The 23,139-nt window shown below is 45.0% G+C and carries 25 protein-coding genes; 16 read left to right on the top strand and 9 right to left on the bottom strand.

All coding sequences use genetic code 11. The features are described 5' to 3' along the window. Positions 1 to 3: 3 nt before the first annotated feature. The 6 genes from Q365_RS0106785 to Q365_RS0106760 all read right to left on the bottom strand — a co-directional run bounded on the left by Q365_RS0106785 (position 4) and on the right by Q365_RS0106760 (position 3,903). Positions 4 to 249, bottom strand: a complete 246-nt coding sequence (locus tag Q365_RS0106785; RefSeq protein WP_028022635.1) for an LPP leucine zipper domain-containing protein — start codon at positions 247 to 249, stop codon at positions 4 to 6. Between the two features lie 192 nt (positions 250 to 441). Further along, a complete protein-coding gene (locus tag Q365_RS0106780; RefSeq protein ID WP_028022634.1) occupies positions 442 to 903 on the bottom strand; it encodes a copper chaperone PCu(A)C in 462 nt (153 codons plus the stop codon). Between the two features lie 100 nt (positions 904 to 1,003). Next, a complete protein-coding gene (locus tag Q365_RS0106775; protein WP_028022633.1) occupies positions 1,004 to 1,588 on the bottom strand; it encodes an SCO family protein in 585 nt (194 codons plus the stop codon). Next, positions 1,585 to 2,037, bottom strand: a complete 453-nt coding sequence (locus Q365_RS0106770) for a hypothetical protein (RefSeq protein ID WP_028022632.1) — start codon at positions 2,035 to 2,037, stop codon at positions 1,585 to 1,587. The genes Q365_RS0106775 and Q365_RS0106770 overlap by 4 nt, the downstream gene beginning before the upstream one ends. Positions 2,038 to 2,202: 165 nt before the next feature. Continuing rightward, the gene (locus Q365_RS0106765; protein WP_028022631.1) at positions 2,203 to 3,126 is read right to left on the bottom strand and encodes a DUF368 domain-containing protein; all 924 of its coding nucleotides are present in this window, start codon (positions 3,124 to 3,126) and stop codon (positions 2,203 to 2,205) included. Positions 3,127 to 3,222: 96 nt separating this feature from the next. Then, positions 3,223 to 3,903: an MBL fold metallo-hydrolase gene (locus Q365_RS0106760; protein WP_028022630.1), complete on the bottom strand. Its 681-nt coding sequence runs from the start codon at positions 3,901 to 3,903 to the stop codon at positions 3,223 to 3,225. Between the two features lie 321 nt (positions 3,904 to 4,224). Between Q365_RS0106760 and Q365_RS0106755 the strand changes: the two genes are divergently transcribed. From Q365_RS0106755 to Q365_RS0106745, 3 genes are all read left to right on the top strand, one after another. Beyond that, positions 4,225 to 5,064 carry a pirin family protein gene (locus tag Q365_RS0106755; RefSeq protein WP_028022629.1) on the top strand — a complete coding sequence of 280 codons (840 nt, stop codon included), beginning with the start codon at positions 4,225 to 4,227 and terminating at the stop codon, positions 5,062 to 5,064. Between the two features lie 205 nt (positions 5,065 to 5,269). Further along, positions 5,270 to 5,521, top strand: coding sequence for a hypothetical protein (locus Q365_RS0106750; RefSeq protein ID WP_028022628.1), 252 nt, complete (start codon positions 5,270 to 5,272; stop codon positions 5,519 to 5,521). 169 nt (positions 5,522 to 5,690) lie between these two features. After that, positions 5,691 to 7,439: a bifunctional metallophosphatase/5'-nucleotidase gene (locus Q365_RS0106745; protein WP_028022627.1), complete on the top strand. Its 1,749-nt coding sequence runs from the start codon at positions 5,691 to 5,693 to the stop codon at positions 7,437 to 7,439. Between the two features lie 508 nt (positions 7,440 to 7,947). Here Q365_RS0106745 and Q365_RS0106735 read toward each other — a convergent pair. Beyond that, complete coding sequence (locus Q365_RS0106735; RefSeq protein WP_028022626.1) at positions 7,948 to 8,856, bottom strand: hypothetical protein; 909 nt, start codon at positions 8,854 to 8,856, stop codon at positions 7,948 to 7,950. 258 nt (positions 8,857 to 9,114) lie between these two features. Between Q365_RS0106735 and Q365_RS0106730 the strand changes: the two genes are divergently transcribed. From Q365_RS0106730 to Q365_RS0106675, 10 genes are all read left to right on the top strand, one after another. Beyond that, positions 9,115 to 9,306 (top strand): hypothetical protein, encoded by a 192-nt coding sequence (locus tag Q365_RS0106730; RefSeq protein ID WP_028022625.1) that lies wholly within the window; start codon positions 9,115 to 9,117, stop codon positions 9,304 to 9,306. Positions 9,307 to 9,701: 395 nt separating this feature from the next. Then, positions 9,702 to 9,977, top strand: a complete 276-nt coding sequence (locus Q365_RS0106725; protein ID WP_028022624.1) for an HlyU family transcriptional regulator — start codon at positions 9,702 to 9,704, stop codon at positions 9,975 to 9,977. Between the two features lie 321 nt (positions 9,978 to 10,298). After that, complete coding sequence (gene pntA, locus Q365_RS0106715) at positions 10,299 to 11,855, top strand: Re/Si-specific NAD(P)(+) transhydrogenase subunit alpha (protein WP_028022623.1); 1,557 nt, start codon at positions 10,299 to 10,301, stop codon at positions 11,853 to 11,855. 15 nt (positions 11,856 to 11,870) lie between these two features. Next, a complete protein-coding gene (gene pntB / locus Q365_RS0106710) occupies positions 11,871 to 13,256 on the top strand; it encodes a Re/Si-specific NAD(P)(+) transhydrogenase subunit beta (RefSeq protein ID WP_028022622.1) in 1,386 nt (461 codons plus the stop codon). Positions 13,257 to 13,378: 122 nt separating this feature from the next. Next, the gene (locus tag Q365_RS0106705) at positions 13,379 to 14,818 is read left to right on the top strand and encodes an ATP-binding protein (protein WP_028022621.1); all 1,440 of its coding nucleotides are present in this window, start codon (positions 13,379 to 13,381) and stop codon (positions 14,816 to 14,818) included. Continuing rightward, positions 14,790 to 15,461 carry a response regulator transcription factor gene (locus Q365_RS0106700; protein WP_028022620.1) on the top strand — a complete coding sequence of 224 codons (672 nt, stop codon included), beginning with the start codon at positions 14,790 to 14,792 and terminating at the stop codon, positions 15,459 to 15,461. Before Q365_RS0106705 ends, Q365_RS0106700 begins: the two co-directional genes overlap by 29 nt. After that, positions 15,461 to 16,357, top strand: coding sequence for a DUF2861 family protein (locus Q365_RS0106695; RefSeq protein ID WP_028022619.1), 897 nt, complete (start codon positions 15,461 to 15,463; stop codon positions 16,355 to 16,357). Before Q365_RS0106700 ends, Q365_RS0106695 begins: the two co-directional genes overlap by 1 nt. Before the next feature lie 272 nt (positions 16,358 to 16,629). After that, positions 16,630 to 17,799, top strand: a complete 1,170-nt coding sequence (locus Q365_RS0106685; protein ID WP_028022618.1) for a conjugal transfer protein TraF — start codon at positions 16,630 to 16,632, stop codon at positions 17,797 to 17,799. A 65-nt stretch (positions 17,800 to 17,864) separates the two neighbouring features. Beyond that, the gene (locus Q365_RS26370; RefSeq protein ID WP_081796177.1) at positions 17,865 to 18,017 is read left to right on the top strand and encodes a YoaH family protein; all 153 of its coding nucleotides are present in this window, start codon (positions 17,865 to 17,867) and stop codon (positions 18,015 to 18,017) included. 169 nt (positions 18,018 to 18,186) lie between these two features. Then, positions 18,187 to 18,711, top strand: a complete 525-nt coding sequence (locus tag Q365_RS0106675) for an HD domain-containing protein (protein WP_028022617.1) — start codon at positions 18,187 to 18,189, stop codon at positions 18,709 to 18,711. 92 nt (positions 18,712 to 18,803) lie between these two features. Here Q365_RS0106675 and nadE read toward each other — a convergent pair whose 3' ends face one another. Next, a complete protein-coding gene (gene nadE / locus Q365_RS0106670; protein ID WP_028022616.1) occupies positions 18,804 to 19,640 on the bottom strand; it encodes an ammonia-dependent NAD(+) synthetase in 837 nt (278 codons plus the stop codon). 271 nt (positions 19,641 to 19,911) lie between these two features. Between nadE and Q365_RS0106665 the strand changes: the two genes are divergently transcribed. Further along, positions 19,912 to 20,433, top strand: a complete 522-nt coding sequence (locus Q365_RS0106665) for a nicotinate-nicotinamide nucleotide adenylyltransferase (RefSeq protein ID WP_155858995.1) — start codon at positions 19,912 to 19,914, stop codon at positions 20,431 to 20,433. Positions 20,434 to 20,605: 172 nt separating this feature from the next. Continuing rightward, positions 20,606 to 21,040 carry a hypothetical protein gene (locus Q365_RS0106660; protein WP_245621510.1) on the top strand — a complete coding sequence of 145 codons (435 nt, stop codon included), beginning with the start codon at positions 20,606 to 20,608 and terminating at the stop codon, positions 21,038 to 21,040. A gap of 52 nt (positions 21,041 to 21,092) precedes the next feature. Here the strand turns inward: Q365_RS0106660 and Q365_RS0106655 are convergent, their stop codons facing one another. Then, positions 21,093 to 21,761 carry a hypothetical protein gene (locus Q365_RS0106655; protein ID WP_028022613.1) on the bottom strand — a complete coding sequence of 223 codons (669 nt, stop codon included), beginning with the start codon at positions 21,759 to 21,761 and terminating at the stop codon, positions 21,093 to 21,095. Between the two features lie 221 nt (positions 21,762 to 21,982). Between Q365_RS0106655 and Q365_RS0106650 the strand changes: the two genes are divergently transcribed. After that, positions 21,983 to 23,095, top strand: a complete 1,113-nt coding sequence (locus Q365_RS0106650; RefSeq protein ID WP_028022612.1) for a 1-acyl-sn-glycerol-3-phosphate acyltransferase — start codon at positions 21,983 to 21,985, stop codon at positions 23,093 to 23,095. Positions 23,096 to 23,139: the final 44 nt, after the last annotated feature.

Below are 23,139 nucleotides of genomic sequence, written 5' to 3'. Positions count from 1 at the left end.
GGCTTACTTAGTGTAAGACTGCGCCATGTTGTCAATACGCTCGTTCGCACGTGCTGCTTCGTCATAAGATAAAGCGGTTGCAGCTGCTACATCAGCAACATCACCTTGTAGAGAAGAAACTTGGTTTGAAAGAGAATCTACTTTAGATGACAGATCTGCAACACTTTGCTCAAGCGCTGAGTTGTTTGAACAACCAGCTAGAACTGCGCTGGATGCAATTGCTGCTAACGCTAGAAGACGAATTTTCATAGTTAAAACCTCATTGTTTTTGTTGGGTTGCCTTTTACTGCTTTTTACCTGTTGAATAACTGGTTGCAGTATAAACATAGACTGCGAATCACTATTTTGCCGCCAGATGGCATTTGATGTACGCCTCAATGTTGATACTGCCCAAAAATCTAAGTCACACGTCAGCATAAATACTTAGAATTTTAGCAATTTCTAATGACTATCGTGGCCGTGTTTCATTTTTGATTCAACCATTGCCCTCGTAATGGGAATAGATTGTGTGACCTCTGTACCATTTGAGAAGTGCAAAGTTAAAGGAAGGCGTTCGCCATCTTTTAATGGGGCAGAGAGATCGAACAGCATGATATGTAAGCCACCAGGCTCTAAGGTTGCTTTTCCGTGGCTGGGTACTTCAATGCTGTCAACTTGTCGCATTTTCATCATGCCTTCATCCATTACATGGTTATGAAGTTCGACGGTTCCAGCTGCGGGGCTTTCGGCACGGATCAAACTGACTGCTTCACTGCCTGTGTTACTAATGATCATAAACGCAGCGCTGTTGGGCGCTCTTGGCGGTGTTGCTCGCGCATAAGGGTCAGTCAGTTCAATGGCTGCATTGACTGATAATGAGAATACTCCAGCGAGTAATGAACATATCAGGGGGGCTGGTTTCATCGAAACTCCTTTTTCTAACATTCAGTTTTCGGTAAAAACTCACATTCGGCGCATGGGTTCAGCGTGGAACACATAGAGAACGCGGAAAAGATGGCTGTTATTAACGCTTAGCACTCGGGCCTAAACGTTCGATAGCATCAGACACCATGTTGGGGTTCAAAGTGTGTGGCACTTTTTCAATTAAGGTGCCATCTGGTTTCAAGAAATAGAAGTAGGAACTGTGGTCAACGGCGTATTCCATTGCCGAGTCTTCTAATTCTGTGATTTGGTAAAGCACGCCATATTTCTTAGCCAACGCGTCAATGGCTTCCACGCTACCGCTCGTGCCTTCAAGCATTGGGTGGAAATAGCCTGCATACTCTTTCGCCACGTCTGCGTCATCTCTCTTCGGGTCGAGGGTAACGAAAATGGGGCGTACGCCTGCTAATGTTTCTTCGGGTAATGACTTCAAAGCCGCCGAAAGAATAGCGAGCGACGTTGGGCAAACATCTGGACAATGTGCATAGCCAAAATAGAGAACGCGTAATCTTTCATCCGTGGTATCAAAAAGTTGGACTGTTTGGTCACCACTTTGTAATTTGCCCAACTCCACAACAATGTCGGGTGTTTGGTTTTGTTCGACCATATACCGAGCGCCCAATCCCGCCACCAATGCTAGCGCCAGTATGATGATTTTGGTTTTCATCGTTTCATCCTTATTTCTACAGGCAATATAGTGGCGTTATCTGGGCTACTTATTGTGCCTCGCCATGTCATTTCGTCGTCCATGCAAATGGGTAGCATCACGTCGCCAGTGAATTGATTGTTTATAGACCGCGTCAATTTGAGCTTATATATGCCCATGTTCATTTCCACACCTTCTAAGGCCAGCAGCAGATGCGGTGCGTTGCTGTCAGCAATAGTCACATCGAGTTGGGATGGCACTAAGGGTTTAACGCTATTGGTAGATAAGAGCGCGTTGGCAGATGGAAAATGACAGGTCATGGTGCCAAGCGTGCAATAGTCCTCTTCAATGAAGGTTTCGCTTGATGCTGAAAAGAGAAAGCGGTCAGCAAAAACATAACCGATAGCTAGAAAAACGATGACAAAAATAATATCGACGAAACGACGACCGATTGCAAAGCTGGTTTTCATGATGACTATTTTTGAGGAATGAACATTAAAAAGTGTATCACTTTCTCTGGTGACGCTATGTGAGTAAGGTCTTGAAACTAGTGATAAGAAAAGGGGCTGCCTAAGCAGCCCCTTGTTATTGATTGACACTCGTTCGCGTAAAGAGGAACGGTAAAGTGATGGAAATTAGTCTTCGAGTTTTTGTGAGACTTTTTCGAGGCCGAGAACCAGTCCAAAACCTACGACCATCATCACAAGTGCAATTGGCAACAATGACGGTTGACCGGTGGCGGTTTCAAACGCCATTGGCGATAGGGCTTTCTCAATAAGAGGCACTTGTTCACCCGAAGAGTTTGTACGGAAGCTGATGACTTCTTTCCAAGGCCATACCTTGCCTAGCGCACCAATCAATAAGCCCGTTAAAAAGGCGATGGTGAAACCACGGTAACAGCGCAGCAGCCAAGACAGCACATGAGAGAAGCTTAACAGGCCGACTAAACAGCCAAGAGCAAACAGAGCAAGAATCGGGATTTGGAGGCTCTTCACTGCATCTAGCACTGGGCCATACATACCAAGAAGCAACAGAATGAAGCTGCCAGAGATCCCTGGCAGAATCATGGCACAGATAGCAATGGAACCTGCGATGAATACCGTCAGCATGTTGAATTCCATAGAGACCGGATTGGCCACTGTGATGCTGTAGGCAAAGACGGCACCGACGATCGCAAAGAGGATTTCTTTGACTGACCAGCGTTCGACTTGCTTAATCATGTGTATCGCTGAGGCGACGATCAGGCCAAAGAAGAACGACCAGATCACGATAGGGTGTTCAGTTAGCGCATAAGAAACAGCTTTTGCCAGCGTGAGAATTGCAGTGAGAATGCCTGCCAACAATGAAGAAAGAAACGTACCGTTGACGTGTTTCCATACCGCGGAAAAGCCTTCTTTTCGCCATAGTGAAAATAGGGAAGGGTTAACGCGACGAATACTCTCTAACAGGGTGTCATAGATGCCGGTAATGAAAGCGATTGTACCGCCTGAAACGCCGGGAACAACGTCTGCCGCTCCCATCGCCATTCCTTTGAAAAAGGTTAAAATATTCTGTTTCATGAACTGCTTCTGTTGATACGGGTGAAAAAATTATGCCCAATTATAGCGACTTGAATACAAAGGGCTATGAATTACTTTCCTGTGATTTTTAGGGTGTTAATGGTTGAGCACCCAGCCATATGCTGCTGCGAGTTTTTTCTTCCCATCGCCTTCGATGGGGTCGCCGTGAACCGGAAGGATATGGTCAAAAGGCCACGTGAGTATTTCTTGAAGAGAACGCCGTAGCAGCTTGGGATCGGTGACACGATACCTCTCATAGAAAGGAACACGGGCATGGATGTGACACCCTGTTGATTTGCCCACCAGTTTCCGTATTAGACATCCTTTGTTCAAAAGCATAATGCTTTCTCCAATGACAAGCGTTCGGCTTATTGGGTCACAGAAAACGACATCTTCACGCTGATCATTGCCACGTAAAACAGTTTGATAGAGTTGGTTTCGCCACACAGGGGAAGACTTTGACGTTAGTTCGCCATCAAACCCAATGTCAGAACGTTTCGTGGCAAGACCAGGAGCAGAATAGAAATACGCTTCTGAATATGTCAGCCACCAGTCTGACAATGATTGATGCATTGTGTGGTTGGCTGTCGTGACGCAACGTACTTTGCCAAGCGCATTGATTTGGCTTTTGAGTTGTTCTGTTAACTCACAGGGGTTATGCACCAACAATTCGCCATCAGCCAGACGTATGACCGCCATTCGTTGCCCGATATCGACGCCGAAACAACGGAAATTATCGTCATGATACCAAAGGTGATTGGCTTTCCATTCGATCATTAAATTCATCCTTGAATTGTACATTTGCCCTTAGCTACACGCTGAGTAACTTCCTTCTATCGCGTATTCATAACTTGAACCGGAAGATTTCCCTCAAGCTCCTTCAGTTTGTTAGTCGGTTGTTAGGGGGCTCTTAGGGTATAGGTATCAAAGATGTACTCGTGGGAACAGCAAATAATTTACGTGCTGAGAAGCAATATCCTTTGTTTATCGTGATAAACAACCAGTGATTGTTCGAAAAATCAGAACAACTTGTTCCTCGTAGCCTAGTTTTTTTACGCTCCACCCAGCACTAGAATAACGCTAATTAAGGAGAAAGTTATGAATATCAGAACAGTACTGCGCGTTATTCGATCTCATGCATCAAAAGATGGAGACGGCGTTAAAATCAGTCGTGTACATGGATTTAACGATTCGAAATTCAGCCCTTTCTTGATGATCGATGAATTGAAAAGCGACAATCCGGATGATTACGTTGGTGGTTTTCCACCGCATCCTCACCGTGGTATTGAAACACTGACCTATATGTTGAAAGGGCATTTTCAGCATAAAGACCATATGGGGAATGTCGGCGAGCTGAGTAGTGGTGGCGCTCAATGGATGTCTGCAGGAAAAGGCGTGATTCATAGCGAAATGCCTATCATGAATGATGGTGAGCTGCACGGATTCCAAATTTGGATTAACTTGCCTGCGGCAAAGAAAATGAATCCAGCGCAATATCATGATTTTCAAGCGCCCGAAATCAATGAATACGGGACAGAGAACAACCTTCTACGCGTGATTTCTGGAAGCGCGACTGAAGACACTGCGGAAGTTGTTGGACCTCTACAATCGACAGGCGTTGAAACATTTATTGCGGATTGGCGTGCAAGTGCGGGTGAAACGCGCAAACTAGCGGTGCCATCAGACTATCAAATGAACATGTATGTCTATAAAGGAACGATTGATATTGCAAACCAGTTAGTTAATCAAGGACACATGGTTCAGCTTTCGGCAGGGGACTTACTAGAGCTTACTGCTTCAGAAGATGCCGGGGCGCTGATTCTGTCGGGTCTACCTATTGATGAACCTGTGGTGCACTACGGACCGTTTGTGATGAACTCAATGGATGAAATTAACCAAGCTGTTCGCGACTACCAGAATGGCGTATTAACCGATTGAGTAAAGAACGCTGGGTATAAAGGGCACGGGTGTTGCCCTTTTGTTCCTTTTCATCATTGAATGATCATCGATGTGCACCTTCGTGTTTATGATCGGATTATTCATCTGACTTCACGAACTCTCATTTCAATGTGAATAAAACGTTGAATATTCGCTGCCCTTTTGTACTATTTTCACTATTCGAGGAAAAAGGTAGGTACACGGTTTGCTGCCAGTCATTGCACACGCGATTGAAACAGTTCTGTTGGTCACAGGATTAGTGATGCTGGTGCGGTGTGCTTTCCAATATGCTTTTCGAACCCATAAATGGCATCGGTTGAATGTCGTTCTCTTCAATATCCAAAGTCTCTCAACAGAAGAAATGAAATGGTGGTATGCCGCCATGATCAGTTTGCTGCTTGGTGGAGCGATGAAATTCTTCTCATTTATTGCGTTTAGTTACCCTCAAATCCCCTAATTTAGTTACCCTCAATTCCCATAATAAAGAGGCAATAGCCTTGTGCTGGCTGGCCTTGATGGTAGTCCTTGCTGGGGTTAATAAAGTGAGTTGCAACAAAACTGTGATATGTGTTCTCTAGACTCAGAGTTTGATACACTCTTGTTTTGTGAAACGCATAAAGGAAATCATGCCTAACTTCACGTCCATAACGCTTGCTATCGCGCACATCAATGATACCCACTCCCATTTCGAACCGACGCCTATGTCATTGGCAATTCCTGGTCTCGATGAACGCATCTATGCAAATGTCGGCGGATTTGCGCGTATTTCTTCCGTGGTTAAATCTTTCAAAGAAGAAACGACGTCAACAACAGATGGTTTCTTGTTTCTACATGCGGGGGATTGCTTTCAAGGCACCTTGTATTACAGCCTTTTTAAAGGCGAAGCCAATGCCACAATGCTCAATTTACTTCGGCCTGATGCCATGGCGTTAGGCAACCACGAGCTCGATCTTGGCAACGCATCCGTGTCGCGCCTTCTTGACCAAATCAATTTCCCACTACTTGCAGGAAATTGGGATGTCAGCAATGAGTGCGATCAAAAACCGTGCCCTGTGAAGGGCAAGCGTCAACTGCTTCCATACGACCCCGTTAACAAGATCGCGAGTGTGATGCTCAAGCAGTTTGGCGATCAGAATGTCGCGATATTTAGTGTTGCTCTCGACAAGATGGCTGACATCGCGATGCCTGATGCTGATACGCCGTTCATGAATGCCAAGCAAACGATTGTGGATACCGTTGCGCACATCAAACAGCACCTTGGCACTAATCACATCATTCTGCTTAGCCACCTTGGTTACGATCAGGACTTAAAAATGGCAGAAGAGGTTGATGGGCTTTCTGTCATCGTTGGTGGTCACAGCCACGTATTGCAAGGGGACTTTAGTAACCTCGGCTTAGGTGACATGGGGTCATATGGGCGATTAATTCAGGACACGCTGGTGGTACAAGCGGGCTGTCATTCTTTTGCGCTGGGTAAGTTACGCGTTACGCTAGATGCGCAAGGTAGAGTGTCTGATTACAGTGGCGGTAACTATCTGATGCTGGGACGCAGCTTGGCCATGGACGCTTCATGGGATCAACGTTTACCCGCAGAAGCATTTACCCTAGCGAAAGAGTACTTGGCGCAACAACCTAATGTCCTCCATTGCCGTGGTGATGAAGAGATAAAAACAGTCCTAAATGAGCGATATAAGCCAGCCGTTGAGAAATTAAAGAGTGACGTTGTCACTCGATTACCAGCTCGTTTGCGTCATATTCGTGTTCCCGATGAGAAAGGGGGAAGCGAAATCGCACCGCTAGTATGTGAAGGCTTCTTGTATGCGGCTCGCGAGCGCGGTCACCAAGTGGACTTTGCCATTCATAATGCAGGTGGTGTGCGTGTCAGTTTAGAGCAAGGCAAGTTGACTGCTGCAGAAGTGGCGGGTCGTCTGTTGCCTTTTGCTATCGATCTGATGTTGTATAAGCCGACAGGGCTTCAGGTGATGCAAGCCCTCGAAGGGGCGATCGATAACGCAACGAACAACTGTATTGAAGGTACGGGTGATGGAAGCTTTCCATATACTGCGGGTCTAAATTACCGCTACGAATGTGACAAGCCAAAAGGTGAACGCATTACGGTTCTTGAGTACCTTAATCAAGATGGCGAATGGCTAGCCATAGAGCCCGATAGCGTTTATACCGTTGTTTCATCGGCTTATACTTCGCAAGGTAAAGAGGGCTACGACTCGTTGAAACATCTCGCAGAGCCTCCGTTCTCTATTGACGTCACCTTGTCAGAGAGCTTTATCGAGTATGCCAGAGCGCAAGAATCCCTTGCCGTGATGCCGACCACTTGCGCGAATTATGTCCCTTGTCCTGTTTGTTCCTCAGATTAGCATTCCAACTAATCGGTTGATTTAGCGGCGATTCGTGCCGCTATCTTCAATTACCTTCCTGTTTTTTGAGTTCTAAATCACAAATGTGCCTAAAAATTGCATTGTTTGGGAAACATGGCGAGTTTTTGCCGTCTATGAAATGAAGGCGTTAAAACGCTATGCGAAGGACTCAATACTTATACGCACAATTCATTTAAGTAATTAACTGAGTTGTCGATATAAGAATTAAGGCAGAGATACGACAAGAAGGAATAACGTCATGATAGAGAAACGTGATTGGTTAGACTTTGGATTGATCGCTTTTTGGGTAAGTGCTTGGCTATCGTTAGTCTATTTTGTTCCGGTAGTGAGCGGCTGAATTGCCGCTTTCACCCAAAATGCCAGATATTACAGATATTACAGATTGGTTGGGCCCACCAAACAATACATGGCATCTCGGAATCTTGCTAGTTTAGGATCATGAAGCATTACTGTGAACGTGTTAATTCACGGTTGTGCCTAATTAGCGTTAAGGTATTCGTTTGAGTAAAAACTTGACAACAATAGGTTGCAAGTAGATGGGCAGTTGTAACGCACCGATGAGGGGTAAGTACAAGGGACCCAAAAAAACGCCTGCTACCGAGTAAGTTAGTAACACGTTTCTATTCCCCGACGTAATCGCAGCCACATAGGCTTGCTCTTTCCCCTTGCGCCAGTAAAAAAGTAATCCAATCACGAAGAACAATACGCAAATGCCCACTGCCAAAAACAGCATATTGATGGCGAAGTCCCTGTTATTGTCCCAAAGCAGGCGAAATTGACCGGATAAACCAAATGGGAAACTGAAGACCAAAATAATCGTAAACTGCGCAAGTTTACTGTGAATACGGGAGAGGTGACTCTTTGCGACATTCTTGTGGATGAAGTAAGCCATTGCCATTGGGCCGAATATGAATATGACCATTCGTAAGCAGTAGCTTTGTAAATCGAGCGAGAAGTCGTCACCACTGAATACCGCAAGGTTAAGATATAAAATGATTGGCATCATTAAGGTGCTAGCAATAGTAAAAGCCATCGCGGTTAAAGGTTCAAACCCCATTGAACGCACAATTGCTGGGGTGGCAAATAAGCTACCTGTCGCGCACACAGCCGTCACAGCCAAAAGCAGTTCTGTACTCGCTCCAAATGCTAAAGCGACACATGAAACGATGAACGTGGTCACTCCGCCATGAACTAATGAATACCCCCAAGCAGAACGATTAAACAGCGCTTTTACCAACATACGTTGATCGATGCCCATCAGTGTAAAAAGCATCAAGGCAAACAATACATAAGGCAAATAGGGAAGTGCAGCTGCTGATTGCGTGGGAAATACAAAACCGACGAAGGCTGCAAGTAAAAGTAGAAGTGATGAGTGTTTAGATATGAAGGAGAGCAAAATCGCCTCAAGCGCAGTTGTTAAAGCAAGATGTTACCAGAATGAAAATGCAATGATAAATAAAATTAGTTAATGCGTAGCGCTAAGGTTTCAATGCTTAACACTTTGCGCATCGTCTATGAACAGCGTGTTGGGGGACCTCGAAATTAGCAGTCACATTAGAAAATCTAATCTTAATGAGTAATTAATGTCATTTCATAAACGCTTAGTTTATGACTACTATTTGTTTCGAAAAGACAATCACATAGTGAGGCAACAATGACGCAGTTTGTAGATTTTGGCCCGTCCATGACTTCTGTTGAAAAAGTGCAAAAAAACTATGCGGTTACTTTCAAAGGATTGATTGCCCATGCGAAGGACGTACTGCGCAAGCACGATGTAAACAAAGCGATTCGTTCAACCAACGACTTGCCAGAACACATTAAGCGCGATATCGGGCTAATCCGTTAATTTTTACACTGCAATTTGTAAGACATCCGATACGATTTATAAAACGCTGGTGACGAACCGGCGTTTTTTGTTTTTAGCCGCTGTGGCAACCTCTCTTTTTGAGAAATGCCGTTTGCTTAACACCCTTCAATAATACCTGCCTATTTGCCCATACTGTGCCCTTAAATCAATATACCCAAACAACCAGAAGATCTAGGATTCAGCGAAATTGACTCGCGCGATGATCAAGGCGTCCCTTTGCTGAGGTAGTGAGCCTGATCAAAAAGGGACAACACCGAACAAAGTGTCAGTAAACTCGCTTTAAGGAAGGTATTCTTCAGGTTGTTTGGTATAGACAAGATCACTGCACTTCGTCAGTATGTTTACCATACCGTAAACATTGAGAGGGACATTAAGTGGGATTGTTTAGCTGGCTGTTTGGCGACAGTGAAAAACCAAGTAAGCAAATTGAACCAACGGAATACAAAGGATATTCAATCTATCCAGAACCAAAGTCTGAGGGTGGTCAATTCAGAATTTGCGGTCGTATTTGTAAAGAGTTCGATGGCGAGATCAAAACACACAATTTCATTCGCTCAGATCTGCTTCCAAGCGAAGCCGGAGCTACCGACCTGATGATTAAAAAGTCTCAACTATTTATCGATCAGATGGGCGAAAGAATGTTTAGCTAGATGATTGAGATCAACGCAAATTGCTTCACTTCAGGTAAAAAAGTACACCAAGTGTTGGTATTCAGACTGAAAGTTTGTTTGATCATAAAGTTTTGCAGCGAAATTAACATCTAATCAGTACTTTAACATTAGCGCTATTGCGGAGGTATGACCTCTGTCCACAAATAAATGACGTTATTTTATTACTAAAAGTCATTAAGATTTATTTTGTTTTACGCTTGTTACTGATTATTTTTGTATTTTTACTACAAATCGCTTGATTAAGCCTTTTCAGTTCGATACAAACAAATCACTTCCATTGCCAATAGTCAGGGACTTACTATGCAAATTGGTGTTCCAAAAGAAATACTTGCGCACGAGACGCGAGTGGCTGCTACCCCTAAAACGGTTGAGCAGTTGATCAAAATGGGCTTCGAGGTTGTTGTAGAAAATAATGCTGGTTTACTAGCAAGTTTTGACAACGCTGCTTTCGAGCAGGCTGGAGCAACAGTGACTGATGCCGATACCGTTTGGCAGTCAGACATCATCTTCAAAGTTAACGCGCCTGTGAAAAATGCAGATGACAGTGTTGACGAAATAGCGCGCATCAAAGAAGGGGCCACCCTTGTGAGCTTTATCTGGCCAGCCCAGAATGAAGAACTGATGCAGCAACTCACCTCAAAGAAAATCAACGTTCTTGCTATGGATGCCGTGCCACGTATCTCACGTGCACAAGCGCTAGATGCGTTGAGTTCAATGGCTAACATCGCCGGTTACCGTGCTGTTGTAGAAGCCGCCCATGAGTTTGGTCGTTTCTTTACGGGTCAAATCACCGCCGCAGGTAAGGTTCCACCGGCAAAAGTATTCGTTGCTGGCGCTGGCGTCGCGGGTCTTGCCGCCATTGGTGCGGCAGGCAGTCTTGGCGCTATCGTCCGTGCTTTTGATGTTCGCCCTGAAGTGAAAGAACAAGTAGAAAGTATGGGCGCGCAGTTCCTCGAAGTTGCTTTCGAAGAACAAGCGGGCAGTGGCGATGGTTATGCGAAGGAAATGTCAGACGACTTCAATCGCAAGGCCGCAGAGCTATATGCAGAACAAGCAAAAGATGTAGACATCATTATTACAACGGCGCTTATTCCTGGCCGCCCAGCACCGAAATTGATCACGAAAGAAATGGTGGATTCAATGAGTGCGGGTAGCGTGATTGTCGATCTCGCTGCAGCTAACGGTGGTAACTGTGAATATACCGAAGCAGACAAAGTCGTTGTAACGGATAATGGCGTGAAAATCGTTGGTTACACAGACATGGTCAGCCGCCTACCTACCCAATCTTCCCAACTTTACGGCACGAACCTTGTCAACCTGATGAAGCTTCTGTGTAAAGAGAAAGACGGTAACATCGACATCGATTTCGAAGACGTTGTACTTCGCGGTGTAACAGTCGTTAAGGAAGGCGAAATCACTTGGCCTGCTCCTCCAATTCAAGTGTCTGCTCAGCCTCAAGCGAAAGTTGAAGCAGCGCCAGCTGCAAAAGCCGTGAAAGAAGAACAGCCGACATCTCCAGTGAAAAAACTGGTTGGTTTGGTTGCTGCGTTGGGTGCGTTTGGTTGGGTTGCTTCCGTTGCGCCACCAGCATTTTTGTCGCATTTCACCGTATTCGTATTGGCATGTGTTGTTGGTTACTACGTCGTTTGGAATGTCACCCATGCGCTGCATACACCGTTGATGTCTGTCACCAACGCGATCTCGGGCATTATTGTTGTGGGCGCGTTGCTGCAAATCGGTCAAGGCAATGGTGTTGTTTCTTTCCTCGCATTTATTGCGGTTCTCATTGCAAGCATCAACATTTTTGGCGGATTTACCGTCACCAAGCGCATGCTTGAAATGTTCCGTAAAGATTAAGAGGAGTAACAAGGAATGTCTGCAGGACTAGCACAAGCGGCATATATTGTTGCGGCACTATTTTTTATCTTGAGTTTGGCGGGATTGTCCAAACAAGAGTCAGCGAGAGCCGGTAACTATTACGGTATCGCGGGTATGACGATTGCATTGATAGCAACTATCTTTGGCCCATACTCACAAGGCATAACTTGGATTATCATTGCGATGATCATTGGTGGTGCCATTGGTATTTACTACGCCAAGAAAGTTGAAATGACTGAAATGCCAGAACTCGTTGCTGTACTTCACAGCTTCGTAGGTATGGCGGCGGTTCTTGTTGGTTTCAACAGTTTTCTAGCTCCGCCAGAATACAGCGGCGAATTCGCGCACACTGAGCACGTTATCCATATGGTGGAAGTGTTCTTGGGTGTCTTCATCGGTGCGGTAACCTTTACAGGTTCGATTGTTGCCTTTGGTAAACTACGCGGCATTATTTCGTCTTCAGCGTTAAACCTTCCACACAAGCACAAGCTGAATTTGGCTGCGATTGTGGTTTCAACACTGTTGATGCTTTACTTCGTGAAGGCGGATGGCAGCCTGTTTGCTCTGATCATTATGACCTTAATTGCTTTTGCGTTTGGTTATCACTTGGTTGCATCCATCGGTGGTGCGGATATGCCAGTTGTGGTTTCAATGCTGAACTCTTACTCAGGTTGGGCAGCGGCAGCGGCAGGTTTCATGCTGGCAAACGACCTACTGATCGTCACAGGCGCATTGGTGGGTTCTTCGGGGGCGATTCTTTCTTACATCATGTGTAAGGCAATGAACCGTTCTTTCATCAGCGTGATCGCGGGTGGTTTCGGTCAGACAGTTTCCACTGCGACCGACGTTGAATACGGCGAGCACAGAGAAATTTCGGCCGAAGAAGTGGCTGAAATGTTGAAAGACTCACGCTCAGTGATTATCACACCGGGATACGGCATGGCGGTTGCTCAGGCGCAATACCCAGTGCACGACATCACCGCTAAGCTTCGTGCAAAAGGCATCAATGTTCGTTTCGGTATTCACCCTGTAGCGGGTCGTCTACCTGGACACATGAACGTATTGTTGGCTGAAGCGAAAGTACCTTATGACATCGTGTTGGAAATGGATGAAATCAATGAGGATTTCCCAGAAACAGATACGGTATTGGTCATAGGTGCTAATGACACCGTTAACCCAGCAGCAATGGAAGATCCAAATAGCCCGATCGCGGGCATGCCGGTTCTTGAAGTGTGGAATGCAAAGAACGTGATTGTATTTAAGCGCTCAATGAACACAGGCTACGCGGGTGTTCAAAACCCATTGTTCTTTAAAGAGAACACAGCGATGCTATTTGGTGATGCAAAAGAAAGTGTTGAGGCAATCGCTAAAGCGATTTGATTTTAACGCTTACATTTTGACTCACAGTGAATACGAGGCCAGCGAATGCTGGCCTTTTCTTATTTTGTGAGACTCTGACAAAGTACTGACAATTAGTCATATTTTGATGATATTCTCTCGCCATGCGAACGTTTCTTCTCATCATTCTAGCCATCGTCAGTCCTCAGGTATTGGCAAGCGGCTCATTCTCTGAACAGCTCAGTGCCTTTAGGTCGTCACTCTTAGCAGAGCCGCCGATGGCAACGTATGCGTTAAACTCCATTCACAGTGAATATCCTAAACCGCTACTTGTCCCAGACAGCTTGCTACCTCAGTCTTCACAATATCCGTTGAAAGATCTTAAACGGCTCTACCAAGCGTCGGAAAAATGTAAAGGTGCTTGGCCTGTTAGCCCTTTGGTCACAGACCCTTTAGTGTTTACTCGTGCTCTGTGTTTTAACACACGGCTGCCGTCGGTGTGGTTTTCTCGTTCAAATCTCATCCATCCGGGAGGGGGAAGCTATGCAAACAAATATGTCGATAAATTCCCAGAGCGCAGAGATGAGTTACTGAGGTTTTTCCACATTAAAGAACGCTTATTGGCGCCACCTGATAGGTTACTCGGTAAACTTCAGCGAATGCCGGAAACCGGTATCATGGCGCTTAATGGCGGCGCGGAATCCATATTGTCTGGTGAAGAGCTCTGGGTAAGAACGGGTGGTCAGTATCAGATCTATGGATCCGAAGTATGGCTTCCGCTTATAGAACAACATGACTTGGTCGCGTCTCCAACAAGCGACAACGGGTATTGTTTATCGCGGATTGGCAATGTTTGTTGGAATTTAGAACAAGCTCCGTCTTACTGGTCGCAACTGGTCTTTGCACTGGCGGTGATCAACCTTTTTTGGATAGCGGGTTGGGTGTTCAACCGATGGACGGTTCAGCGTCGACTGATGCAAGAGCGCATGTTAGTGCTTCAGATCCTAACGCATGAATTGCGCACACCGATTGCGAGCTTATCGATGACGGTTGAAGGTTTTCGCCGTAAATTTGATAGTCTGCCCGAGCCACTGTATGACGAATTTCGTCGTTTGTGTGAAGACTCCATGCGTTTGAAGCAATTGGCCGAGGCAAGCAAAGATTACTTGCAATCAAATCAGCAGCAATTGGTGAGAGAGGAAATACCATCCCTTGCAGAATGGCTTGGTTACCTTTGTGAAGAACGTGACGTTGAATTGCTTGTCAAAGAAGATGGTACTGTTGCAGTTAACATTTATTGGTTGACGACATCATTAGACAACCTTATAAGCAATGCAAAGAAATATGGTGTAGCGCCTGTTAAGGTGGTTGCCGAAATTAGCCACGGTTTACTTAAGATCCAAGTTCAGGATCAAGGAAAGTTGACCGGAAAAGACTGGAAAACGATTCGCAAACCTTTTGTTAGTGCTCAAGGCTTAGGGCTTGGCTTGACGATAGTTGAATCAATGATTGAAAGGATGGGGGGCAAGTTAAGACTTGTTGGCCCTCCAACTACATTTATTTTGGAGATACCTTGTGACCCAAACGACACTGTTGCTCGTTGAGGATGACGCAAACTTGGCTGATGGTCTTTTAGCCAGCCTAGAGCAAAACGGATACAAATGCTTATACGCCGATAGAGCGAGTAAAGTAGAAGCATTGTGGGCTGACGCAGACTTAGTCGTGTTAGACCGACAGCTACCTGACGGCGATTCGATGACTTGGCTTCCTAACTGGAAGAAGATTAAAGATGTTCCAGTCATCATGTTAACTGCCATGGTTTCTGTTCGTGATCGTGTCGGTGGCCTAGATTCTGGTGCAACAGACTATATGACTAAGCCTTTCGCTGAAGCAGAGTTGCTCGCGCGTGTTCGCGTTCACTTGCGTAAGCCTGCGTCTGAAGAGGAAGAATCGGAAGCGGATGATATTGTGGTGGGCGCTTTACGAATCAACTTAGCCACACGCGGTGTTATTTACTGTGAAAATGAAGTGATACTCACGCGCACAGAATTCGATCTGGTCGCTTTTTTGGCGAGAAATGCGGGTCGCGTATTTACGCGTGACGAACTGTTAGATCAAGTGTGGGGTTATAACCACTATCCAACCACTCGCACGGTGGATACTCATGTTCTTCAACTTCGCCAAAAGCTACCAGAGATTGAAATCGAAACACTTCGGGGCGTGGGTTACAGGATGAAAAATCACTGATGGTTCGAGCGGTAATTCAATCCATTACATTGACGATGACCCTGTTACTGCCAGCCCATGCATTGGCAGCTTGGTTCAGTGGCGCTGATGCACTGACATCCGCTCACCAACGTCTATTGGAAGGGAATACCGCTCAGAGCTTCGATGCAATGGTTGAAGCTTGGCAACAAAACAAAACACAAACAGAACATGATCATCTCACTGATTTATTGTCGTTGGCGATCAGTGAAGATTGTGGGAGAAGTCTAAGCAGTTTGTCTCTGCCGAGTTGGTTACAAAGCATTGTCATACGCAGAGAGACAGTGCAAACACCGAACCGCGTCTACTATCAATTTTCAATCTATGGCAGTTCTAAAACTGGCGTATCAAAACTGTCTTTCGCAGAGTGGCCTGAAAAATCGTTAATTCTGTCCGATATGGATGAAGAGAGCGGGAATCAATTCAAACTTGAATTTGATGCTGTTTCGGGCATGGTTCATGCGGGGCTCTATAAGCTTGCTCTAACGTCTAGCGAAGGTGAAAGCTGGTCTTCTTGGGTATTGATTGGCGAGCCAGACGCGACACAAAAAATAAGTTGGATGGACAGCAGAAGTTGGCGTATCGCCCCAACTACTGATTTGAAAAGTACATGTCCACGACCATTCCTATCGATGAATTTGTATCAACAATCTGATGCAGATGAAGCGCCAATATGGTCTGAAGAGAAGGACAAAAATCTGCCTACATCGTTACCTGTTATCGATGTGCCTAATGGGCAATATTGGTTTTCCGTCGCTCTGATTGAAAGAAGATGGCAGGGTGCGATTTTGTTTGAAGACGTGCAGCGTATTGCAAGGTCCATTGATTTGCCTGACATTGATCTAAAAGAGTTCTCAATCAAGAATACGGCTGAATAAGCGCACCTTCCCCAATGACGCTTTTCGCCTCATACCCAACCAAGTTGAACCCTTTCGATTAAGATCACTTGGATTAATAACACTTCCTCAATCTCTTCAATCCCTTTCATTCACTCTCATGCTCATGAGTGGTGTCACATCTTTGGCACATGTCTCCATTGTGATTCATTTCGTCGACTACCATTATTTTAGTAATTAAACAGAGAGATAGCGTGTGCGAGCACGGGTATGAGTCTCCATTTCATCGACATTTAGACATGGAATTCAGGGTTATGAAGAAAAGCATAGTCGCGACGAGTTTGGCTTTAGTGTCTGCATCATCTTTTGCAGCAAACTACAGTATTGATACACGAATAGATGCGATGGGAGGAGCGGGCACCGCGGCTTCCAGTTATTTAACCGCCGGTTTTCATAATCCCGCATTGGTGGCTTTAGAACCTGAAGCGGCATTTGGCATATTGCTTCCCGTTATTGGTATTCAGTATCGTGATCCTGATGAATTTGTCGATGCGTTGGAAGACTTTGGCGGAGTATTTGATAGCTTTTCAAACGACCCTCAGAATCCAGATAACATATCGGCAACGGCCAATGCCCTTGAAAATCTGCAAAATAAAGTGGCTTATGCCAGTGGTGGGGTTGGTGGGGCGATAGCGATACCCACATCGACCATTTCAGGTAACTTCTATGTTAAAGGCTACACCGAAGCGGTGATTATCCCGGAAGTGGAAGATGCAGATATCACAGCCATAGAGAATGTCGGTTCAGGCCAAGCACCAACATTGACATCTAAAGCGCGCGTTTTGGCGTTTGGCGTGGTTGATGTGGGCCTCGCACTGGCGGGTAACGTTGAATTGGCTGGTCAGCGAATCGCACTTGGTGTTACACCTAAATCGCAGAAATACTACACCTATCATTATGAAGTTTCGATCAATGACTTTGAGGCTGACGATTGGGATTCAGATGCGAACCAAACAGAAGAAAGTGCATTTAATATCGATCTCGGTGCCGCTTGGCAAAGTGGACCTCTCCGGTTAGGTTTTGCCGCGAAAAACCTGATTGAGAAAGATATTAAGACGGTGAACTTCACCCGAGATTACACCTATGAAATTGGCCCTTTGTATACGGTCGGTGGGGCATTTGTTACTCATCTTTTTACAGTCGCTGTTGATATCGATTTGAACGAGCAAAAGCGTTTTACTGCAACCAGTGGACCTGCAATTAAAGATAACACCCAACTCATTCGCCTGGGCGCCGAATTTGATGCTTGGGGCTGGGCGCAAGTGCGAGGTGGTTACATCGAAGACCTAGAAGATACGTTGGACGGAACACTAACGATGGGCTTAGGTTTGTCTCCTTTCAACACCGTTCACTTCGATCTCGCTGCTCAGTTCAGTGACAACAACAGCTACGGCGGTTCTGCGCAACTCTCTTTTACCTTCTAAGGTGACATTGCAAGGCTAGGGCAGTAGAATACGCGGCTTCTTAACGAAAGAATTTGGGGTCGCGTATGAGCAGTATGCCAAGATTGACGCATGAAGAGCAGCAAGTTGCAGCAGATCGTATTCACGCATTGATGGCGCAAGGCATGAGTAGCGGAGAAGCCATTATGTTAGTGGCGAATGAAATCCGAGAGCGCGAAGCATCAAAAAAAGATGATTAATGTGAAAGCGGCCAATAATTGGCCGTTTTCTTTTTTATATTCCTAGCGATAATCTATGAATATTGGAATCACTTATTTATTCTATACCCAAACAACCTAAAATCGAGCATCTTCAGGTTGTTTGGGTATATGGTGATTTACTGTTCATATTAACGTTTTGGGTATCGCTTTGAACAACCGTTTGTTGCTCGCCAAATCATTTGCAAGATCCCGCCATGAAGGACAACGTTATGGCGAATTCCCTTATTACGTTCACCTAGACGATGTCGAACGACTGGCACAGCCATTTGGCATCAATGCGATGATCGTTGCCCAACTGCATGATGTTCTTGAAGACACAACAACTAGTGTTGACGAGTTGGTACATGACTTCGGTGAATCAATCGCATTGTCTGTTAGCTATGTAACTGATCCATTGCAAGGGGATCGGAAAACCAAAAAACAGCAACTTCATCAGCGATTAGTTCAACTAGATGAGTCCGAAGAATCTGCAAGATTAGCCCTCATTGTAAAGGCATGTGATAGGCTCGCTAACGTCAAAGCGTGTCGACTTTTCCACCGTGGTAAATATGCCATGTATCAGTCAGAGCATGCAGCGTTTCGGAAGGCCACATATCGTTATGGACTATGTGAAATGATTTGGTGGGAGCTTGATATGCTGATTGAAGTAGGCGATAAAATTGGTCGCTATTGATCAAACGACCAATGTATAGCATGCAAAAATAAACGCGCCATCAAGGCGCGTTTGTTGTTTATCAGTAAGCAATCATTTCACGTTATGACCGCTTACTCGTCATCGTAGATGGTAGGGATTGGCTGACGCTTATGTTGAGTCACGGTATAAATATGTACCAATCGTTCTGTCACGCGTTGAGCCACATCTTTGCCTTCCAAGAAATCGTCAATCTCATCATAAGTTAGCTCCAACGCATCTTCATCGGCTTTTTGCGGATCAAGTTCTTCCAAGTCAGCTGTCGGTGTTTTGACGACCAGTACGTCTGGCGCACCTAAATGTTGTGCAAGTTGGCGAACCTGACGTTTACTCAAACCAAACAGTGGTGCAAGGTCACAGGCACCGTCACCGAACTTGGTGTAGAAACCAGTAATATTCTCAGCTGAATGGTCAGTGCCTAACACTAAGCCGCCCACAAGGCCAGCAATCTCGTATTGTGCGACCATACGAGCACGCGCTTTGACATTACCTTTAACGAAATCTAGCTTGGCGCTGTCTGTCGGTGTCAGTCCGGTACCATCTAAGGCACTTAACGTAGCGGCATGAATACCATCAACACCATCTTTTATATTCACACTTACAGATTGTGAAGGAGAGATAAAGCTCAATGCCAGTTGTGCTTCATCTTCGTCCTTTTGAATGCCGTAAGGAAGACGCACAGCGATAAATTGGTAATCTTCAGTGCCAGTTTCTTGGTTTAACTGGTCTACCGCCAATTGCGCAAGACGACCACAAGTTGAAGAGTCAACACCACCACTAATCCCAAGCACCAATGAGCGCGTTCTTGAATCGATAAGACGCTTCTTTATGAAGTTGATACGGCGTTGTGCTTCAAAAGCAGGGTCGATTGTTGGGAGTACTCGCATTTCTGCGCGGATCGCTTGTTCCATGTCGTGGGGTTCCTCGTAAACACGTTTTGTCTATTCTGCAATATCTTGTGAGCAAAATCATGAACATTCAATAAGGGATGGTGCCATTGATTGAAATTTAGACCCAATTGCGCGTGTTTAGGAGGTTTTTGCTGGCAAGAATAGACAATAGTGTGAGTCTGTAGATAAATTACTCACTTAATAAGGCCGATATGAAAAATTGATTGAACCTTGAGGCTCGATTAAGTATCAATAGATAAACCTTTGTCAAAAAAGAACAATGCAGAGAAACATGGATAGACCTCAACGAATCGCCATCTTTGGAAGTGCGTTTAACCCACCCAGCCTTGGGCATCTAAGCGTATTGCAACGCCTCTCTCATTTTGACCTTGTACTGCTTGTCCCGAGCTATTCGCATGCCTGGGGTAAGAAAATGGCAGACTTCACTAAACGTTGCCAATGGGTTGAGGGATTTATTGGCGATGTTGAATGTCGCAATTTGTCACTGTGCACGGACGAGGAAAATCTAGGGCAAAGCAGTGCCGTGACGACATGGGCATTAATGGAACATATTCAGAACCAATATCCCACTTCGGAACTCACGTTTGTACTGGGGCCTGATAATTTTTTAAGCTTTAACAAGTTTTTTCGTTCTGTAGATATTGTGCGCAGATGGAGCGTGCTTGCTTGCCCAGAAGTGGTTCCCGTAAGAAGCACAGACATTCGAAACAAACTAGAGAATGGATCAAGTATTGATAGTCTGACAACTCCATCGGTTGCCGCAAAGATTAAATATCAAGACTTTCTTGTGTAAGCATTACTTTGCGTTAGCTAAGTGATTTCTTAAAAAGAAATACTAGAACGACAACAATATATCTTTTCGATTTGGAGGTGCGTCTTGTACCTCCGTTATCATCATTTGATAGGGTAATATGTTCCCTTTGACTATAAAAATTAAAATAATTGGCGTATCTTTTGTAACATTAGTGACAGCGTCACTTTCTCATGCTGCCATTGATGAAACGCGCTTGAACTTACGATCACCTTCTTCTCTTCAAGATGGAGGGGCTTACCAAATTAACTTTTCCCAATCCTACGAAGCCAGTGTTATTGAATGGTCGATTGAAGATACTGTGCTACCTTCGATTTGGGATGGCTGGAAATACGGCTTAGATGCGCCGAAGTATTTAACGACCACGACGGGTAACTCTTATTACGGATTTGGTGTTTGGAAGCCAGACGAGTACCAAGGATTGTCACTAAAAGACAGTTCAACTGAAGATTGGATTCTGAATCATGGTTTGAATTTCAGTTTTAGTACGGATTCAAATATCAGTGATGCTCGGTATCGGTTTGATATGCGCTGGCATGAAGACACCAACACCGAGATTTTGCTACAAATGCAGGTTCCCATTCAATAATTACGTTATCGAACTATCTAACGATTTGAATGAAACGGTTAGGGCGCCTGCCCTAACTAATACCTGCAATGTGTTCGAGCAATTGGCTAACTTCAGATTCTAACAAACCCACATCGGCAGCAATTTTAGCAAATGTGCGCCCTGACTTATGAAGGCGAACCCATTCGCGAACGCGCAACTGAATCGCGATATCGTCGTCAGAAATTCCAAGTGCTCGCTTTAATTCGTCGCGTTGAGTGTCTGACAAAGCATGACCTTTGTTCAAGGCATCTAGTGACGACAATAAATGGCGGAATACATCGGTATTACAATCTGAAGGCATCGAGGTCGACAAGAAGTCTCTTGCGCAGCGAAGCAGTCTTCCGTGAGGACTATCCCACTGTTCTTCATTACGCTTTTGGTATTCGACTAACTGTTCCACAATGCCTTTTATTAAAGACGATGATTCAACAAAACCGGCTTGAGTCGGTAAAGAAGCAATCGAACGGACTGAGAAGTTTAAGGTTGAAACTTCGGAGCCTTTCAAAACAGTGATTGCACTGAGACACTCCATTGGCAACCAAAAACCTTGGTCGGCACAAATTGGAAGTTCATGTTTTCCGAGCCTAACTAACGCCGTACCTTTATGCACAAACACATAGCTTGCAAAAGGCTGCTTTTTACGTGCTCCGATGATCATGGTTTTGGCGTGGTAGTGATTAAATTCGATGGCTTGCTTCATGGCATATTTCTCTTGATCTGACGCGCACATAGTCTTTTGTTTTGTTACCTAGATCAAGCGGTGAGAATCTTATCGAGCGATTAACGTACAATTTGATACGATTTGATGAAAAGTAAGGGAGGTAAGACCTCCAACCTGTTCTGAATGGCGACCAAAACAATGTTCGAAAAGTCATATCAGCGTAGAATGACGCGGTTTTTCAACGGAGAAAGTAGAGTCTCGTGCCTCAAACAAATGATCCTTTTTTAGAAATTCGGCCTTATCGTGATGATGAAGTACCTGGTGCTATCGAGCGCTTGGTTAATGACGAAGAATTTATTTCGGCGATCCTAAAGTATCGCTTCCCCAAACTATCAGGCGTTGTGGGTTGGTTGATCAAACCTTTAGTGAAACACTACCTCCTGACAAAATGGAATAAAGTCAAAACTGTCAGCGATGTTCAAATGAACGTTGCAAGCTACATGCAGTCTATGATCAAAAATACATCTGAAGGGTTTACAACAAGTGGCTTGGATAAGTTAGACCCTAACCAGAGTTACTTGTTTGTTTCAAACCATCGTGACATCGCCATGGATCCTGCGATGGTCAATTGGTGCTTGTACGTAAATGGTTTTGATACGTTAAGAATCGCGATTGGAGACAATCTACTCAAAAAGCCTTGTGCAACAGAACTGATGAAGCTCAACAAGAGCTTTATTGTTAAACGTTCTGCCAAAGGCCCAAGAGAAATGATGAAAGCCTTGGGACAACTTTCTGCGTATATCAAGCACTCAATCGATGAGAATCAATCGGTTTGGATTGCTCAAAAAGAAGGGCGAGCGAAAGACGGCAACGACAAAACCGAGCCTGCCATCCTAAAAATGTTCCACTTTGAAGGTCGTCGTCAGAAAATTGCTTTTGCTGACTACATTGCTTCGCTACGTATTGTTCCAATTACCATCTCTTACGAGAATGACCCATGTGATGCGGCAAAGGCGAATGAGCTTTACCGTAAGCAAGAAGATGGTGGATACGAAAAAGGTGAGTTCGAAGACATCGAAAGTATCGTTCAAGGTATTGTCGGTCAAAAACGACGTATCCACGTTGCCTTTGGTGATGTGATTGGAAATGACTTTGAAACGCCCGATGCGCTGGCTGCTGAAATCGACCGCCAGATTTATCAAAATTACCACTTGTTCCCGTCGAACTATATCGCCGCAGGTAAAGATCATGCGTCGATTACTGATAGCGATCGCCAATTGTTTGATAGCAAGATATCGGCGCTACCGGATGGCGTTGCACAAATTGTAAGGTCGATGTACGCCATGCCAACGGATAAAAAGGCAGGTATCTAAAGACAGGTATCTTAAAGACAAAGTTAGGCTTGTTGCTAGTCGTC

Source organism: Enterovibrio calviensis DSM 14347, assembly GCF_000621165.1.
In the GTDB taxonomy this organism is placed as follows: domain Bacteria; phylum Pseudomonadota; class Gammaproteobacteria; order Enterobacterales; family Vibrionaceae; genus Enterovibrio; species Enterovibrio calviensis.
This window is presented reverse-complemented; position numbering and strand designations above follow the sequence as displayed.

Coding starts and splice junctions, on each gene's coding strand:
- Q365_RS0106785 (WP_028022635.1), bottom strand. CDS start 249: ATGAAAATTCGTCTTCTAGCGTTAGCAGCAATTGCATCCAGCGCAGTT.
- Q365_RS0106780 (WP_028022634.1), bottom strand. CDS start 903: ATGAAACCAGCCCCCCTGATATGTTCATTACTCGCTGGAGTATTCTCA.
- Q365_RS0106775 (WP_028022633.1), bottom strand. CDS start 1,588: ATGAAAACCAAAATCATCATACTGGCGCTAGCATTGGTGGCGGGATTG.
- Q365_RS0106770 (WP_028022632.1), bottom strand. CDS start 2,037: ATGAAAACCAGCTTTGCAATCGGTCGTCGTTTCGTCGATATTATTTTT.
- Q365_RS0106765 (WP_028022631.1), bottom strand. CDS start 3,126: ATGAAACAGAATATTTTAACCTTTTTCAAAGGAATGGCGATGGGAGCG.
- Q365_RS0106760 (WP_028022630.1), bottom strand. CDS start 3,903: ATGATCGAATGGAAAGCCAATCACCTTTGGTATCATGACGATAATTTC.
- Q365_RS0106755 (WP_028022629.1), top strand. CDS start 4,225: ATGAATATCAGAACAGTACTGCGCGTTATTCGATCTCATGCATCAAAA.
- Q365_RS0106745 (WP_028022627.1), top strand. CDS start 5,691: ATGCCTAACTTCACGTCCATAACGCTTGCTATCGCGCACATCAATGAT.
- Q365_RS0106730 (WP_028022625.1), top strand. CDS start 9,115: ATGACGCAGTTTGTAGATTTTGGCCCGTCCATGACTTCTGTTGAAAAA.
- pntA (WP_028022623.1), top strand. CDS start 10,299: ATGCAAATTGGTGTTCCAAAAGAAATACTTGCGCACGAGACGCGAGTG.
- pntB (WP_028022622.1), top strand. CDS start 11,871: ATGTCTGCAGGACTAGCACAAGCGGCATATATTGTTGCGGCACTATTT.
- Q365_RS0106705 (WP_028022621.1), top strand. CDS start 13,379: ATGCGAACGTTTCTTCTCATCATTCTAGCCATCGTCAGTCCTCAGGTA.
- Q365_RS0106695 (WP_028022619.1), top strand. CDS start 15,461: ATGGTTCGAGCGGTAATTCAATCCATTACATTGACGATGACCCTGTTA.
- Q365_RS0106685 (WP_028022618.1), top strand. CDS start 16,630: ATGAAGAAAAGCATAGTCGCGACGAGTTTGGCTTTAGTGTCTGCATCA.
- Q365_RS26370 (WP_081796177.1), top strand. CDS start 17,865: ATGAGCAGTATGCCAAGATTGACGCATGAAGAGCAGCAAGTTGCAGCA.
- nadE (WP_028022616.1), bottom strand. CDS start 19,640: ATGGAACAAGCGATCCGCGCAGAAATGCGAGTACTCCCAACAATCGAC.
- Q365_RS0106665 (WP_155858995.1), top strand. CDS start 19,912: ATGGATAGACCTCAACGAATCGCCATCTTTGGAAGTGCGTTTAACCCA.
- Q365_RS0106655 (WP_028022613.1), bottom strand. CDS start 21,761: ATGAAGCAAGCCATCGAATTTAATCACTACCACGCCAAAACCATGATC.